The 15,385-nt window shown below is 72.9% G+C and carries 14 protein-coding genes; 4 read left to right on the top strand and 10 right to left on the bottom strand.

The window, feature by feature from the left end; all coding sequences use genetic code 11:
- Nucleotides 1–212: 212 nt before the first annotated feature.
- Together BLW86_RS41585 and BLW86_RS26425 are read left to right on the top strand one after the other, a co-directional pair.
- A complete protein-coding gene (locus BLW86_RS41585) occupies nt 213–656 on the top strand; it encodes a hypothetical protein (RefSeq protein WP_093876349.1) in 444 nt (147 codons plus the stop codon).
- 112 nt (nt 657–768) lie between these two features.
- A complete protein-coding gene (locus BLW86_RS26425; protein ID WP_093876348.1) occupies nt 769–1,680 on the top strand; it encodes a hypothetical protein in 912 nt (303 codons plus the stop codon).
- On the opposite strand, the gene BLW86_RS26420 is transcribed toward BLW86_RS26425, so the two are convergent.
- The 4 genes from BLW86_RS26420 to BLW86_RS26405 form a co-directional block, all read right to left on the bottom strand.
- Entirely contained in the window at nt 1,646–2,515 is an 870-nt protein-coding gene (locus BLW86_RS26420) for a helix-turn-helix domain-containing protein (RefSeq protein ID WP_177181758.1), read from the bottom strand. The genes BLW86_RS26425 and BLW86_RS26420 overlap by 35 nt on opposite strands.
- Before the next feature lie 134 nt (nt 2,516–2,649).
- Nucleotides 2,650–3,738 carry a prenyltransferase gene (locus BLW86_RS26415; RefSeq protein ID WP_093876346.1) on the bottom strand — a complete coding sequence of 363 codons (1,089 nt, stop codon included), beginning with the start codon at nt 3,736–3,738 and terminating at the stop codon, nt 2,650–2,652.
- The gene (locus tag BLW86_RS26410) at nt 3,735–4,502 is read right to left on the bottom strand and encodes a class I SAM-dependent methyltransferase (RefSeq protein WP_093876345.1); all 768 of its coding nucleotides are present in this window, start codon (nt 4,500–4,502) and stop codon (nt 3,735–3,737) included. The genes BLW86_RS26415 and BLW86_RS26410 overlap by 4 nt, the downstream gene beginning before the upstream one ends.
- Before the next feature lie 112 nt (nt 4,503–4,614).
- On the bottom strand, nt 4,615–5,934 hold the full coding sequence (locus BLW86_RS26405; RefSeq protein WP_093876344.1) for a glycosyltransferase family 4 protein: 1,320 nt from the start codon (nt 5,932–5,934) through the stop codon (nt 4,615–4,617).
- Nucleotides 5,935–6,149: 215 nt separating this feature from the next.
- On the opposite strand from BLW86_RS26405, the gene BLW86_RS26400 reads away from it, so the two are divergent.
- Nucleotides 6,150–6,773: a TetR family transcriptional regulator gene (locus tag BLW86_RS26400; RefSeq protein ID WP_093876343.1), complete on the top strand. Its 624-nt coding sequence runs from the start codon at nt 6,150–6,152 to the stop codon at nt 6,771–6,773.
- 48 nt (nt 6,774–6,821) lie between these two features.
- Here BLW86_RS26400 and BLW86_RS26395 read toward each other — a convergent pair whose 3' ends face one another.
- The 5 genes from BLW86_RS26395 to BLW86_RS26375 all read right to left on the bottom strand — a co-directional run bounded on the left by BLW86_RS26395 (nt 6,822) and on the right by BLW86_RS26375 (nt 12,225).
- Nucleotides 6,822–7,355, bottom strand: a complete 534-nt coding sequence (locus BLW86_RS26395; protein ID WP_093876342.1) for a hypothetical protein — start codon at nt 7,353–7,355, stop codon at nt 6,822–6,824.
- Between the two features lie 74 nt (nt 7,356–7,429).
- Nucleotides 7,430–7,969 carry a hypothetical protein gene (locus tag BLW86_RS26390; RefSeq protein ID WP_143060279.1) on the bottom strand — a complete coding sequence of 180 codons (540 nt, stop codon included), beginning with the start codon at nt 7,967–7,969 and terminating at the stop codon, nt 7,430–7,432.
- 69 nt (nt 7,970–8,038) lie between these two features.
- Complete coding sequence (locus BLW86_RS26385) at nt 8,039–8,272, bottom strand: ferredoxin (RefSeq protein WP_093876340.1); 234 nt, start codon at nt 8,270–8,272, stop codon at nt 8,039–8,041.
- Nucleotides 8,272–9,732, bottom strand: a complete 1,461-nt coding sequence (locus BLW86_RS26380) for an aldehyde dehydrogenase (protein WP_093876339.1) — start codon at nt 9,730–9,732, stop codon at nt 8,272–8,274. Before BLW86_RS26380 ends, BLW86_RS26385 begins: the two co-directional genes overlap by 1 nt.
- Nucleotides 9,733–9,930: 198 nt before the next feature.
- A complete protein-coding gene (locus BLW86_RS26375) occupies nt 9,931–12,225 on the bottom strand; it encodes a hypothetical protein (protein ID WP_093876338.1) in 2,295 nt (764 codons plus the stop codon).
- Nucleotides 12,226–12,611: 386 nt separating this feature from the next.
- Between BLW86_RS26375 and BLW86_RS26370 the strand changes: the two genes are divergently transcribed.
- A complete protein-coding gene (locus BLW86_RS26370) occupies nt 12,612–13,649 on the top strand; it encodes an MBL fold metallo-hydrolase (protein ID WP_093876337.1) in 1,038 nt (345 codons plus the stop codon).
- A 9-nt stretch (nt 13,650–13,658) separates the two neighbouring features.
- On the opposite strand, the gene BLW86_RS42605 is transcribed toward BLW86_RS26370, so the two are convergent.
- Nucleotides 13,659–15,338 (bottom strand): serine/threonine protein kinase, encoded by a 1,680-nt coding sequence (locus BLW86_RS42605; protein ID WP_371129595.1) that lies wholly within the window; start codon nt 15,336–15,338, stop codon nt 13,659–13,661.
- Nucleotides 15,339–15,385: the final 47 nt, after the last annotated feature.

Genomic DNA, 15,385 nt, shown 5'->3' with positions numbered 1-15,385 from the left:
AAGGTGGATCAGGGAATGGGCAGCATCACCGGGTTCCGCAAGCGGGCCGCGGCCGCCCTCGGCGCGACAGCGCTGATCGTCGCGGGCGGCGTGGCGACGGCGGGCCGGGCGGCAGCCGGCCCCCACTGACCGACCGGCGCGATCCGGGGTCCGGCAACACGGGGGTATGCCGGTCCCCGTCCCCCTCCACTCATCCGAAAGGCAGCTCACAGATGGCCAAGAACAAGCGGACCACCGGACTCGGCAAGCGGATCGCCTCCGTGCTCGGCGCGACCGCGCTGCTCATGGGCGGCGCCGTCGCGACCGCGGGACCCGCCGCGGCGGGGACCGACTGCGCGGCGGGCTACCACTGCGTCTTCTGGGTCGGCTTCGGCACGGCGAAGCACTCGTACTTCAACAGCGACGCGGACTTCACGGACGACTACTTCGATGGCGGCGGCTCCCCCGTCGTCGTGAACGACCGCGTCTGGGCGGCCAGCAACTCCAGCACGAGCGGCTACGAGAGCCACTACTACAAGGACATCAACTACGGCGGCGGTCTGCTCTTCTGCGTCAACCCCGGCAGCCAGGTCGACAGCAGCCGGCTGGAAGCGTGGCAGGGGGGCCAGGCCAGCTCCCTGAAGCTCAGGCCGAGCACCACCATCCCCTGCTTCTGATCCCACCGGTGGTGGCGGGGCCCGGCGACACGGGGGTGCGCCGGGCCCCGCCGTACCCCTTCAAGCCCAAGCCCCTTCAAGCCCCTCCAAGCATCCGAAAGGCAGCTCGCTGATGCGGAAGACGCTCGTACTCGCGCTCGGCCTCGCCGCCGGTGCGGCAGCCCTCTCCGGGTGCGGCACGACGCCGGAACCCGACCACCGGACCACCTCCGCCACCCGGGTCGACACGGCGGAGCTGCACCGGCGGCCTCCGGTCACCGAGCTCCTGTTCACCCCGAGCACCCGCAGCCACGAGGCGCAGCGCCGGTTCACCATCGCCTGCATGGCGAAGCGGGGATTCCGGTACGCACCCGTCCCCGGAGCGGGGGCGGCGCAGGGCGACGACCAGCTGCCGCAGCCGTTCGGCCTCGAATCGACCACGCCGCCCCCGGAATCCGCCCCGCCGGCGCCCGACACGCCCCCGAAGCCGGGCAGCCCGGAGAGCACCGAGGCGTACGGGCAGGCACTCTTCGGGGATCAGAACAAGCGGGTCACCGCCAAGGGCACCGCGATGAGCGTGTCCCGGCCGGGCAACGGCTGCCTCGCCGAGGCCGAGACGCGGGTCCTCGGCGACGGCCGGATGCGCTGGCTCCAGGTGCGGATCATGCTCTTCGAGGCACAGGAGCAGGCCCGTGAGGACGTGGAGAAGGATCCCGCGTTCCAGGCCGTGACGGCGCGGTGGCGGGCGTGCATGGACCGGGCCGGGTTCCCCGAACCCGATCCCGCACGGCTCCTCGCGTCCCTGCGCACCCCCGGGGCGCGGGCGACCAGTACCGCCCTGGCGGCGGATCTGCGCTGCAAGGACGAGACGGGCTACCTCGACACCGCGTACACCCGGCTCGCCGCCGTCCAGCAGCGGTGGCTGGACCGGAACCCGGCCGTCGCCAAGGACTGGAAGAGCCTCACCGCCCGCCAGGAGAAGGAGTCGCGCGCCGTGCTCGCGAACGCCCCTACGGCTGTTGCGCCTTCTCCTCGCTCGGAATGAAGCGGCCGGTGCAGCTGCGCGCGCCGTTCTTCGGGAGGGCCGCGCAGACCCAGACCGAACCGTCGTCGGGCGCCGCGATCAGCGGCGTGTAGACGTCCCGGTCGAAGTGCACGACGTCGGCCTGGGCGGCGCCGTCGGAGTTGTTGACCACGACGGTGGCACCGACCTGGGCGAAGGAGATCCGGCCCCAGGCGGCCTGGCAGGCCCGGCTGTAACGGAGCTCGATGACGAGGTCCTTGGGGATGGAGCCGGTGCGCACGGTGACGGCGTCGGCGCCGCAGTTCATCTTCTTCGGGTCACGGCCCTCGCAGTGCGTGAGGGTGCAGCCGGTGGCCGGTCCCGCGACCTTCACGGCGGGCTTCGGGCGGGGGGCGGCCGACGGTTCGCCGGAGCCGGAGAGGGCGGCGTAGGAGATCGCGCCCGCCGCGAGGAGGACGGCGAGCACGACCGACGCCCACAGGACGCGACGCCGCCGGGAGGCCGCCCCCGCCTCGGCTTCCGCCCCGGGCTCGGCTTCCGTCCCGGTCTCGGCTCCCGCTCCAGCCTCAAGCTCCGCCCCGGCCTCGGCTTCCGCCCCGGCCCCGGCCCCGGGTGCCGCGCGCCGCGCGTCCTCCTCGGCCCAGAGCGCGAGCAGCGGAGCCGGATCGGTCCCGCAGAGCCGGGCGAGACGCTCCACGGCGTCGCGAGGCGGGAACTGCTTGCCGTTGACCCAGCGTTCCCACGACGACTTGGCGTAGTGCGTCTTCTCGCTGAGCTGGACGAAGCTGGATCCCGATGCCTTCTTCAACGCGAGCAGCTCGCTCGCCAGGTCCTTGACCGACCCCGCACGGTCCATCTGTGACCGATTCCCCCTGATATGCATGTCCATGCCAGCCATGGACGTGCATATCCTAGAGCGCCATAAGGGGTGCCTCGCGCATCGAAAATTGCGTGCGCCGAGCATGCATCAGGTCAGGATCCCTCGGGGATTCAGGCGCAGCAGTCCGGTTCGAGGCCCGTGGGGAGCCGCTCGCCGCCGAAGACGGCGACGGTCGCCTCCTCGCCGCCGAGGGCCGCGACCGCGAGGAGGAGGGAGCCCGCCGTCCAGGCGGTCTGCTCCTCGGGCCACACGGCCTTGTCGCTCTCCGTGGCGCCCTCGAAGACGTACCCCGTCCAGTACATGCCGTTCCCGGCGCGCAGGTGCCGGATGTCCTGGAGGATCGTGAGGGCCCGGTCGGACTCCCCCATCGCCCAGAGGGCGAGGGCGAGTTCGCAGCTCTCGCCGCCGGTGACCCACGGGTTGGGGACCACGCAGCGCACACCGAGGCCGGGGACGACGAACCGGTCCCAGTCGGCCTCGATCCGGGCCTGCGCGTCGGCTCCGGTGACCGCGCCGCCGAGGACCGGGTAGTACCAGTCCATCGAGTAGCGGGACTTGTCGAGGAAGCGCTCGGGGTGCCGGCGGATCGCGTGACCGAGGGCCCCGGTGGCCAGCTCCCAGTCGGGCTGCGGCTCCTCGCGGACCTCGGCGATGGCGAGGGCGCAGCGCAGCGCCTGGTGGATGGAGGAGCTGCCGGTGAGCAGCGCGTCGCGCACCGGCGTGCCGTCGGGCTCGCGCTTCCAGCCGATCTGGCCGCCGGGCTGCTGGAGCCCGAGGACGAACTCGACGGCCGCGTAGACGACGGGCCACATCCGGTCGAGGAAGGCGTCGTCGCCGGTGGACAGGTAGTGGTGCCAGACGCCGACCGCGATGTACGCGACGAAGTTGGACTCCAGGCTCCGGTCGGTGACCTGGTCCGGGTCGCCGTCGTGGTAGGCCGCGTACCAGGAGCCGTCGGCGTTCTGGTGGCGGGCGAGCCACTCGTAGGCGCGGGCCGCGGCGGCGTGCTCGCCGGCCGCGTCCAGGGCCATGGCGGCCTCGGTGTGGTCCCACGGGTCCAGGTGGTGGCCGCGGAACCAGGGGATGGCGCCGTCCTCGCGCTGCACGGCGAGGATCCCCGCCACGGTCTCGGCGGCCTGCTCGGCGGTGAGCACCCCGGGCAGGACGAGGTGCTCCGCGATCCGCTCGGGAGACGTCACTTGGCCGCGCCCACGGTGTCGGTGGGGGCCGTGGCGGCGTCGGCCTTCGGCAGGTGGGGCTTGGTGGCGTAGGCGACGAAGCTCTTGCCGACGACCGGGTTGAGCAGCTGCTCGGCGACCCGGGTCAGGGCGGGCTTCTTCATGATGTCCCAGACCAGGAGCTTGTGGTACGCGCGGACCGGCAGCGCCTTGTCGTTGTCGACGCCGAAGGCGCACTTCAGCCACCAGTACGGCGAGTGCAGCGCGTGCGCGTGATGGGTGCCGTACGGCCTGAGGCCGGCCTGCCGGATCTTGCCGAGCAGCTCGTCGGCCTTGTAGATGCGGATGTGGCCGCCCTCGACCTCGTGGTACGCGTCGGAGAGCGCCCAGCAGACCTTCTCGGGGCCGTACCGGGGCACGGTGATCGCGATCCGGCCGCCCGGCTTGAGGACGCGGACCATCTCGGCGAGCACGCCCTTGTCGTCGGGGATGTGCTCCATGACCTCGGAGATGATGACGACGTCGAAGGACTCGTCGGGGAACGGCAGGTTGAGGGCGTCGCCCTCCATCGCGGTCGCGGTCGCGCCGGCGGGGGCCTCGCCGGCCTCCTTCATGGCGGCGAACCACTTGGCGACCTCGCGGATCTCCTCGCCGTTCTGGTCGAGGGCCACGACCTGGGCGCCACGCCGGTAGCACTCGAAGGCATGCCGGCCCGCCCCGCACCCCAGATCGAGCACACGGTCGCCGGGGGCGAGCGGGAAACGAGTGAAGTCGACGGTCAGCACGAGGACGGCCTGCTTTCGGGATTGAAGAGACGTTGTGGGCAGGCGTTCCGCAGGGCGGAACGGGTGGGCACGACCCACCCACCGGGCCGCGCCCGGCGAACGAGGCGAGTCCTCACCGGCGGGCTCCGGCGCCCTGCCTGGCGATCGCCTCGCGGTAGAGCTCCGCCGTTCCCTGGGCGGCCCTGGCCCAGGTGAAGTTGGCCAGGACCCGCTCGCGGCCGGCCCGGCCGAGACGCGCCCGCAGCTCCGCGTCGCCCAGCACCCGCCCCAGCGCGGCGGAAAGCGCCCCCGCGTCACCGGGCGGCACGGCCAGGCAGGTCTCGCCGTCGGCCCCCGCGACCTCCGGGATCGCCCCGCCCGTCGTGGCGACCAGCGGAGTCCCGGTCGCCATGCCCTCGGCGGCGGGCAGTGAGAACCCCTCGTACAGCGAGGGCACGCAGGCGACCTGCGCGGACCGGTAGAGGTCGACGAGCTCGGCGTCGCTGATGCCCTTGACGAACTCGACGGCGCCGTCGAGCCCGTACCGCTCGATGGCCTGCGCGACCGGGCCGTCCTCGGCGCGCTTGCCGACCACGACCAGGTGCGCGTCGGGGTTCTCGGTGCGGAGCTTGGCGAGCGCCTCGATCAGGTGGACGAGGCCCTTGAGGGGGACGTCGGCGCTGGAAGTGGTGACGATCCGGCCGGGGATCTCGGCGACGGACGGGTCGGGGGACCAGAGGTCGGTGTCGGCGCCGATGTGGACGACCTCGATGCGGTCCTCGCGGACGCCGAGGTGCTCGACGATCTCCTGGCGGGAGGTGCCGGAGACGGTGAGCACGGACGGCAGCCGGCGGGCGACCTTCTTCTGCATGTTCGTGAAGGCGTACCAGCGGCGGACGGAGGCGCGGCGCTTCCAGTCGGCGGCGGCGTCGAGTTCGAGCTGCCGGTCGACGGTGATCGGGTGGTGGATCGTCGTGACGAGCGGCGCGCCGATGGCGCGCGGGCCGCCGAGGAGTCCGTATCCGAGGGTCTGGTTGTCGTGGACGACGTCGAAGTCGCCGCGGCGGGCGGCGAGCAGGCGCCGGGCCCGCAGGGAGAAGGTGAGCGGCTCGGGGAAGCCGCCGGTCCACATGGTGGCGACCTCGAGGGCGTCGATCCAGTCCCGGTACTCGTCGCGCTTCGGGGTCCGGAAGGGGTCCGGCGAGCGGTACAGGTCGAGGCTGGAGATCTCGGTGAGCGGCACGCCCTCGTCGAGCGTCGGGTACGGCTGGGAGCCGATGACCTCGACGGTGTGCCCGAGGCGGGCGAGCTCGCGGGAGAGGTGCCGGACGTAGACGCCCTGGCCCCCGCAGAACGGGTTCCCCTTGTACGTGAGGAGAGCGATCCGCAACGGGCTGTCACCGGCCGTGGTGATGCCCTGTCGGGGGCTTGCCTCTATGGCCTCAGCGGTCATGCGCGACCCCCTTCGAGCGTGCGTTTCGCCGGAGCGTAACCGCTCGCGCTAATCTAGAACAAGTTACAGACTTGATCGTTCTTGATCCTTCAAGGAGCACAGAATCTACCGGCAGGTAGCTCCGTGGTGAGAGCCGGAACAGGTGATTCGCGCCACGGCGGGCGTGCCGCCATACTGTCGCTCCCCCGCACGGAAGCCGCACGGAACGGGACCTCATGACCGCAGACGACAGAGCGGACCACAGACCCGCGTCGCCGCCCCTCACGGAGCGCCAGGAGGCGCGGCGCCGCCGCATCCTGAACGCCAGCGCCCAGCTCGCCGCCAGGGGCGGCTTCGACGCCGTGCAGATGAGGGAGGTCGCCGAGGCCGCGGGGGTCGCCCTCGGCACGCTCTACCGCTACTTCCCCTCCAAGATCCACCTGCTCGTGGCGACCATGCAGGACCAGCTCCAGCACATGCACACCACGCTGCGGAAGCGGCCGCCCGCCGGCGCGGACCCGGCGGAACGGGTCGCCGAGACCCTGATGCGCGCCTTCCGGGCGCTCCAGCGGGAGCCGCAGCTGGCCGACGCCATGGTGCGGGCGCTGACCTTCGCGGACCGCAGCGTGAGCCCCGAGGTCGACACGGTCTCCCGGCTGACGACCGCGATCATCCTGGACGCGATGGGGGCGGAGCACCCGACCCCGAGCCAGCTGTCGGCGGTCCGGGTGATCGAGCACACCTGGCACTCGGCGCTGATCACCTGGCTGTCCGGACGCGCCTCGATCGCACAGGTGAAGATCGACATCGAGACGGTCTGCCGGCTGATCGACCTGACGGCACCGGAGCCGGCGGGCTGAGGAGTGCCGCTCGCACCCCCGGCGGGCGGGGGCACGAGCGGCTCGAGGTCAGGACTTCTTGTGCTTGGCGTTCTCGGCTTCCATGACCGCCTGGCACTGCGGGGAGGCGTCGGTGGCGACGAACATCACCAGCTTCAGCGGGCCCGTCGCGTGGTTGCTGGCCTGGAGCTGCCAGGTGCTCTTCGTCAGGGACTTGATGACCGAGCCCTGCAGCTCGGAGCTGCGCGCCTCGGCCCAGCCGCCGCCGGTCAGGGTCGCGACCGTGTCCGCGTAGGACTTCTTCGGGTCGGCGGCCTTCTCGGCGTCGGCCGTCCAGGAGACCATGCAGTCCTTCAGCGCCTCCGGAACGTCCTCCCCCGAGGAGTCCTGCGTGAAGCCGGCCCCGGTCGCCGCGTCCGTCAACTCCTTGGTGACGGCGGCCGCATCGAGCTTCTGGTCGCTCGAACCACCCGAGCCCGAACCGCCCGTAGAGGCCGAACCGGCCGACGACGAGCCGCCCTTGTCCGTGCCGCCCTCGCTGCCACAGCCCGCGACGAGCAGAACCACACCGGCGGCCGCGGCCACCCACATCGCCTTGCGCACAACACTCCCGATTCCGCGCGCACGAAGGCCCGTTGCCCCCGTGACCAAGGGCCTAGTTTTGCACGTGGAAACGGCTACTCCGGTCCGGCACCGCCGCCGGCCTTCTTCATGCAGGCGTCGTCGAAGGCCAGCAGGGTGATCACGCCGTCGTCCCCCCAGGGCCGGTGCTCCGACACGAGGGTCCAGCCGCGCTGCTCGAAGACCTCCTGGGCGACGTGGACCGTTCCGTCCTCGGCCACCTCCTGGCCGCGCCCGTCCCCGGCCTTCCTCCAGCCGCGCTCGCGCAACTCGCCCACCAGCGCCCGGTATCGGGGGAGGTCCACCGGAGTGTCCTCCGTGCCGAAGCCCTTGAAGGCGACGGTGCACGACAGCCGCGAGCCCGCCGCCGCGTCGCGGTGCGTCTCGCCGTACTCCGGGGCGTTCGGCGGTACGCCCGCGTCCGCCACCGAGCCGTCGAAGTCCGCCCGCACGACCTCCTTCGCGAGCGGCCCGGTGCCCGCCGGTCGCGGCGGGACGGGGGCCGAGGCCCCCGTCCCCGTGTCCCCCGCGCCGCAGCCCGCGACTCCGAGCCCGACGGCCAGGACCGCGCCGGCGGCCCGCTTCCTTCCGTACACGGTCGTCCCCTCCCAGGTCACGGGAGTGGAGGCCCCGTGATCGAGGGGCAGTGTGCCACGGCGGGCGCGTCACTCCTCCGGTGGGAAGACCGGCTCTCCTCCGTCCGCCAGGGTGATCAGGATCGCCTCCACGGGGCAGCCCTCCGCCGCCGCGAGGAGGCGTTCGCCCGCGTCCGCCTCCGGTTCCACCGGATGGGACTGGCGGGCCGTGTCGAGACGGAAGCCGGCCGGGGCGTGGTTGACGCACATGCCGGAGCCGATGCAGACGCTCCGGTCGACCTCGACGTGCCAGCGGTCGCCCATCACGCGTCCCCGTATCCGGCCGGCAGGTGGATCATCTTGTGCTCCAGGTACTCGCCGAAGCCCTCGGGGCCGAACTCCCGCCCCAGGCCCGAGTTCTTGTAGCCGCCGAAGGGGCCGAGCATGTCGAGGCTGAAGGTGTTGACGTTGAAGGTGCCGGTGCGGACCCGGCGGCCGAAGTCGATGCCGTGTTCCACGTCCCCCGTCCAGACGCTGCCGGACAGCCCGAAGTCGGAGTCGTTCGCGATCCGCAGGGCCTCGGCCTCGTCCCCGTACGGCAGGAGGCAGACGACCGGGCCGAAGATCTCCTCGCGGGCGATCCGCATGGAGTTGTCGACGTCGCCGAAGAGGGTCGGCTCGACGTACCAGCCGCGGCCGAGGCCGTCCGGGCGGCCGCCGCCGGTGAGCAGCTTCGCGCCCTCCGCCTGGCCGATCCCGATGTAGTCGAGGGAGCGCTGCTGCTGGCGCCGGGCGACGAGCGGGCCGACCTGGGTCGCCGGGTCGAGCGGGTCGCCCACGACGAGCGCACCGGCGGCGGCCGCGAAGGCCTCGGCGATCTCCTCGTACCGCGAGCGGGGGGCGAGGATGCGGGTCTGGGCCACGCACGCCTGCCCGTTGTTCATCCAGGCGGCCGGGACGATCCCCGCGACGGCGGTCTCCAGGTCGGCGTCCGGCAGGATCACGGCGGCCGACTTGCCGCCCAGTTCGAGGGTGACGCGGGTGAGGTTGCGGGAGGCGACCTCCATGACCCGCTTGCCGGCGGCGACCGAGCCGGTGAAGGAGACCTTGTCGACGCCGGGGTGGCCGACGAGGTACTCGCTGACCTCGCGGTCGGCGGGCAGGATCGACAGGACCCCCTCCGGGAGCCCGGCCTCGGCCGCGATCTCGCCGAGGATGTACGAGTCGAGGGGCGACTCCGGTGAGGGCTTGAGGACCACCGTGCAGCCGGCGAGCAGTGCGGGGCCCAGCTTGGCGGCGGCGGTGAACTGCGGCACGTTCCACGGGACGACGGCCGCGACGACGCCGACCGGCTCGCGCCGCACGAGCAGCGGCCCGAGGACGCCGGCGCGCCGCTCCTCGTAGGGGAAGTCCCGGGCGACGGTGATCGCCGCGTCCCAGACCATCATCGCGCCGAGCGCCTGGGCGAGGACGGACCAGGAGTACGGGGAGCCGTTCTGCGCGCTGATGGAGCGGCCGATCTCCTCGTACCGGACGGCGATCGCGTCCTTGACGCGGGTGACGACGGCGATCCGCTCCTCGACCGTCATCCGCGGCCAGGGCCCTTCGTCGAAGGCCCGGCGGGCGACGGCGACGGCCCGGTCGACGTCGGCCTCGGAGGCGTGCGGGACCCGGCCGATGACCTGCTCGGTGTGCGGGGAGATCACCTCGATCGTCCCGTCGCCGAGCGGGTCCGCCAACTCCCCGCCGATGAACAGCTTTCCGTGCTCCACAAGCTCGGTCATGACCGCTGCCTCCCGAGGAGAAGGGATTGCCCCTGAGTTCCTGACGACGTTCCCGACGATGTTCCTGACGATGCTTCAGAACTGATACCAGTTCTAGTTATACTTAGCCATACTTGAAACCGAACCGGCCCCCACCAGCGGCTTTACCGTTGGTGGGGGCCGTCGTCGAGCCCCGGTTCCCGGGGTCCGCCCTCCGCGTCAGTACTGGACCGAGCCCTCGGGCATGTACGAGGGCTGCCAGTGGAGCGGGTCCTCCTTGAGCGGCGTCGCCCACTGGCCCGTGCCGTGGTAGAGCTTGAGCTCGTAGTGGCCGTCCCGCCGGCTCCTCGCGACGAGGTCCGGGCGGCCGTCGCGGTTCGCGTCGTACTGGGCGTCTCCGACGGCGGTGATCTCGCCGTACTGGTTCCAGCCGCCGCCGATGCGGGTGCGCGGCGCGAAGGTGCCGTCGCCCTTGCCGAGGTGGAGCCAGAGGACGCCGTCCTTGTCCCGGGCGACGAGGTCGCCGGCGGGCCCGCCGGCCAGGTTGCCGGTGGCGGTGACGAGGTTGTAGGCGCCCCAGCCCCCGCCGATCTTCACCCGGCCCGCGAAGGGCTTGGCCCAGTCGCCGGTGCCCTTGTGGAGCCACGCGACGCCGGTCGTGTCGACGCCGACCAGGTCGGGGCGGCCGTCACCGGTGAGGTCGGAGCCCCCGGTGATCAGCCGGTACGTCTGCCAGCCCGCGCCCACGCGGGTGCGGGGGGCGAAGGGCTTGTCGGGGTCGCCGGTGCCCAGGTGCTGCCACAGGACGCCGTACCGGTCACGGCCCAGCAGGTCCGCGTTCGGCGCGCCGGCGATGCTGCCGGGCGTGACGAGCCGGTCGTACACGCCCCATCCGGCCGTGGACCACTTCTGCTCCGGCTCCGCCGGAGGCACCTCGTCGTGAAGGTCGTACCTCAGGACCTGGTCGGTGTCGTAGGCGATCAGGTTGCCACCGCTCGTCTTGACGAGCAGGTCGGGGTCGATGCCGTTGGAGAAGCTGTGCGGGATGTGCGGGCCGCCCACGGTGAGGGTGCCGCTCCGCTCGTAGACGGGGCCGAGGCCGTATCCGGTCCGGGCCGTCATCCGCCACGTGTACGAGCCGTGCTGGACGGAGGTGGCGTCGCCGAACCGGCCGTCCCAGGACAGGTCGGCGCGTCCGTCCGGGCTCAGATAGGTGTCCTTGAGGGTCGACCTCTTCCCCGAGGCCGTGTGGGTCAGCACGACCTCCACCGAGGCATTGACGGCGGGGGCGAACTGCCAGCCCAGTCGGGGGCGGGGCGTCTTGCCGAAGTCGACGACGGTGGGGACGCTCTGGCCGGTCAGCTTCAGGACGACCGAACGGCCGGTGGGCGCCACGAGCGTGACGACCGGGTCGCCCTCGGGGCCGGCGGTGATCCGGTAGAGCCCCTCGCCCTGCTCGACCGTGCCGCCCTTCACCAGGATCGCCCCGTCCCCGTCGGTGCGGACGTCGTAGACGAGGTCGAGGAGCTCGACCGTCCGGCCGTCCTTCAGCGAGCGGGCCGTCAGCGCGTGGAGCGGGTTGGGCGAGGTGGCGTACCGGCCGTCGGTGAGGCCGTACGTGACCCAGTCACCCAGGAATTCCACGGTGAGCGGGACGCTCAGTCCGGGCAGGTTGCCCCGCCCGAGCGGGATGCGCTCGGAGTCCTCCTGCCCGCGCCGCGCGACCCGCAGGACCGCGTCGCCGGTGTTCGTGCCCTCGGTCCAGGCGACGTGCGTGGCGGACGCGGCGGTGGCGATCTGGTGGGCGTAGGAGCCTGCCCCGGTCAGGGCCCGGTCCTCCACGACCGTGGCGGAGGCGACGTCCACCAGCGCCGCGCGCCAGACGCTCGCGTCCGCGGTCGGCTGGTAGCGGAGGATCAGGGTGTCCGGCGTGCTCACGTCGACATCGACCGAGCGCATCGCGGGCAGCCCCTGCACCGTCCGGTCGACGGTCCGGCCGTCCTGGTCGCTGAGGAGGTGGAAGGCGCCGGCGCCGCTCACGACGACGGTGGAGCCGACCAGGCGCGTGAAATAGCTGTCCGAGCCCAGGTTGCTCGCGTCGATCACGACGGGGGCGGCGTCCTTGGAGCCCATGTCGTACAGAGTGTAGACGTGCCCCGTGACGCGGGGGTTCATCCCGACGACGACGTCCGACCCGACGCCGCCCGCGTAGAACGCGGTTCCCTCGGCGCCCGCGGGCAGCGTGGTCACGGAGCCGTCCGCGTACCGCGTCCAGTTGTAGTGCCCCTGATCCGCCCAGAGGAAGCCCGACGGGCCGCTGCCGAGGACGTTCGTGTCGACCGGAAGGTCCACGACGGCCTGCTGCTGCGTCCCGGTGCCGGCCTCCGCGGCGAGGATGCCCGTCGCCGGGGCGGCGAACGCCGGGGCGGCGACCAGGGCGCCGGTGACGGTGGTGAGGGCGAGGGTCGCGGCGGCGAGTCCGCGGCCGGTGGTGCGGTGGCGGTGAGAGTGCACTGACGTCCGTTTCTTCAGTCGGAGAAGGAGACGTGTCGTCCCCTCGATGGACCGGTCGTCACGAGCGTTCGCACGAACGACAACAAGACAGACATACGAGACGCGGCAACGGTTGTACGAGGAGTCGGTGGTGCCGATCCCCCCGTGGGGCCGGCCCCGTCGCGCGACGGGGACCGCTCGGCGCCGCCGGCGTCCCGCTCCCGCGCATCGCAGCCGGTTCCCCGGCCGAGGCGACCGGAGCCGGCCGGTGGCGACGACCGACCCCGACGACCGGAACGCAGGTCACCGACAGGTGGAAGTCTCCGCACCACAAGCTATTCTGACGATCAGTCAGTTTCAGTTGGTGACGGGTGACGGCCGACCGGTACGCAGAGACGAGGACGCTCATGACCCAGGTGACCGAGCACGGCGGTGGCGTCTGGTCCCTGCGGGTGCCCATCCCGGACAATCCGCTGGGCCACACCCTCGTCCACGTCCTCGACACCGACCGCGGCCCGGTCCTCGTCGACACGGGGTGGGACGATCCCGCTTCCTGGGACGAACTCACCGGCGGGCTCACCGCCCTGGGGCTGTCGGTCCGGGAGATCCACGGCGTCGTCATCACCCACCACCACCCCGACCACCACGGCCTCTCCGGCCGGGTCCGCGAGGAGTCCGGCGCCTGGATCGCCATGCACGCCGCCGACACGGCCGTCGTCCGCCGCACCCGCGCGTCCGAGCCCGGCACCTGGTTCGACTACCTCGCCCGCAAACTCGCCACCGTCGGCGCCCCCGAGGACCACATCGCACCGCTGCGGGCCGCCCGCGCCGCCGGCCGGATGCGGACCCTGCCCGGCCTCCGCTCGGCCCTCCCCGACCGCGAGATCGTCCCCGGCGAGCTCCTCGACCTGGCCGGACGGCGGCTGCGCGCGATCTGGACGCCCGGCCACACCCCCGGGCACGTCTGCCTGCACCTGGAGGAGGAGCACCCCTCCCGGCTGCCCGGCCACGGCCGGCTCTTCTCCGGCGACCACCTGCTGCCCGGGATCTCCCCGCACATCGGCCTGTACGAGGACCCCGACGAGGCCACCGAGACCGACCCCCTGGGCGACTACCTGGACTCCCTCGAACGGATCGGCCGCCTCGGCGTCGCCGAGGTCCTGCCCGCCCACCAGTACGCCTTCGCCGACGCCGCCGGCCGCGTCCGTGAACTCCTCGACCACCACGAGGAGCGCCTCACCGGCCTCCTCGCCCTCCTCGCCACCCCGCTCACGCCCTGGCAGCTCGCCGAGCGCATGGAGTGGAACCGCCCCTGGGAGCAGATCCCGTACGGCTCCCGGAACATCGCCGTCAGCGAGGCGGAGGCCCACGTCCGCCGCCTGGTGAAGCTCGGGCGGGCGGAGCCGGTGGCGGGCACGGACCCGGTCACGTACGTCGCGGTGTGAGGGCCTGCCTCAGGCCTTGAACAGGCGGACGAGGGACATGACCAGGACCAGCGGGGAGACACCGCCGCCGAGCACCATCACCGGGATCGCCACCCACCACAGCCAGTGCTGCCCGCCGTGCTCGTAGGAGTCGAAGCCGTTGTGGACGAACAGGAACCAGAGGAGGTGCAGGGTCAGTACGGCGATCAGCGCGACCCAATAAACGGCGACCCCGGCCGACCACAGCCGGACCCGGCCCGGCCGGACCGTGAGCAGCCGCCCCCGGTAGCCGTGGAGGCTCACCATCGCGGCGATCAGGAGCAGTGTGGCGGGGAGGCGCCACCAGTCGTTCATCGCCCACTGGTAGGGACCTTGCGCCTGGTCGGAGAGCGAGGGGTACGCCTCCGCCCGGCTCAGGAGGTCGACCCCGCCCACGAGGAAGGCCACCATCGGCACCAGGTAGAACAACCCGAACAGGGGCTTCCCGAGACCCGTGGTCAGCGCCCGTACGGCGCGCTCCCGCGCGGTCGGCACCCCCGTCGAGCGGGCGCGGGCCCTCGACTCGGCGGCCGGCCCCCGGGCGGCGGCGCGGCTGTGGGGTGCGGCGGAGGGCCGGGCGGGCGCGGGCACGGACGGCCGGGCGGTCGGTCGCGGGGCGGGCTCCTGGGCGGGCCTCTCCGTGGGCTCCTGCGCGGGCCTCTCCGTGGGCTCCTGCGCGGGCAGGACGGCCGTCCGGGGCGGCGCGGTGGGCGGCAGGGCGACGGTGACGGCGGCAGGCCCCGCCCCGGCGGCGGTCTCCGCCGCGACCGGCCGGGGCTCCGGCTCCGGCTCGAACTCCGTCTCCGCGTTGAGCAGTTCCTCCGCCTTCTGCGCGATCGCCGCGACCACGGGGGCCGGCAGCCAGCTCCCCGACTCCTCCCGGTGGGCGTCCGCGGCCTCGGCGAGCTCGGCCACCGGCGGCCGGTCCTCCGGCCGTTTGGCCAGGCAGCCCCGTACGAGCTCCCCGAACGGCCCCTCGACCCCGGCGAGGTCGGGCTCGTGGTGGACGAGCCGGTACAGCAGCTCCGCCACCGAGCCGCCGCCGAAGGGCCCGCGCCCGGTCGCCGCGAAGGCCAGCACCGCGCCGAGCGAGAAGAGGTCCGCCGCGGGCCCGACCGTCCGTCCCTCCGCCTGCTCCGGCGACATGAAGCCGGGCGAGCCGACGACCAGGCCCGTCCCCGTCAGGGCCGTCTCGTCGGCGGAGCGTGCGATGCCGAAGTCGATGAGGAGCGGGCCGGACGACGAGAGGAGCACGTTGGACGGTTTGACGTCCCGGTGCACGAGGCCCGCCCGGTGCACGCCGTCGAGGGCGTGCGCGAGGCCGGAGAGCAGCCGCCAGAGGGCCGGTGCGGGGAGCGGTCCGTGCGCCAGGACCGCCTCGGAGAGCGCGGGACCCGGCACGTACGCGGTGGCCAGCCAGGGCACCTCCGCGTCCGGGTCGGCGTCGAGGACCGGGACCGTACCGGCTCCGCGTAACGACCGGGCGGCCCGCACCTCGCGGGCGAAGCGCGTCCGGAAGCCCGGGTCGCCGGCGAGCGCGCCGTGCACCACCTTGAGCGCGACCGTCCGGCCGCCCCGCGAGCGACCCAGGTAGACGCGGCCCATGCCGCCCTCGCCCAGCCGGTAGAGGAGCCGGTACGAACCGATCCTCCGCGGGTCGCTCTCGGTCAACGCCCGCATTCCGCACCCCCGTGAAGACACCGTCGTCATGCCGTCGT

Origin of the sequence: Streptomyces sp. TLI_105 (assembly GCF_900105415.1) — a bacterium.
Classification (GTDB): Bacteria; Actinomycetota; Actinomycetes; order Streptomycetales; family Streptomycetaceae; genus Streptomyces.
This window is presented reverse-complemented; position numbering and strand designations above follow the sequence as displayed.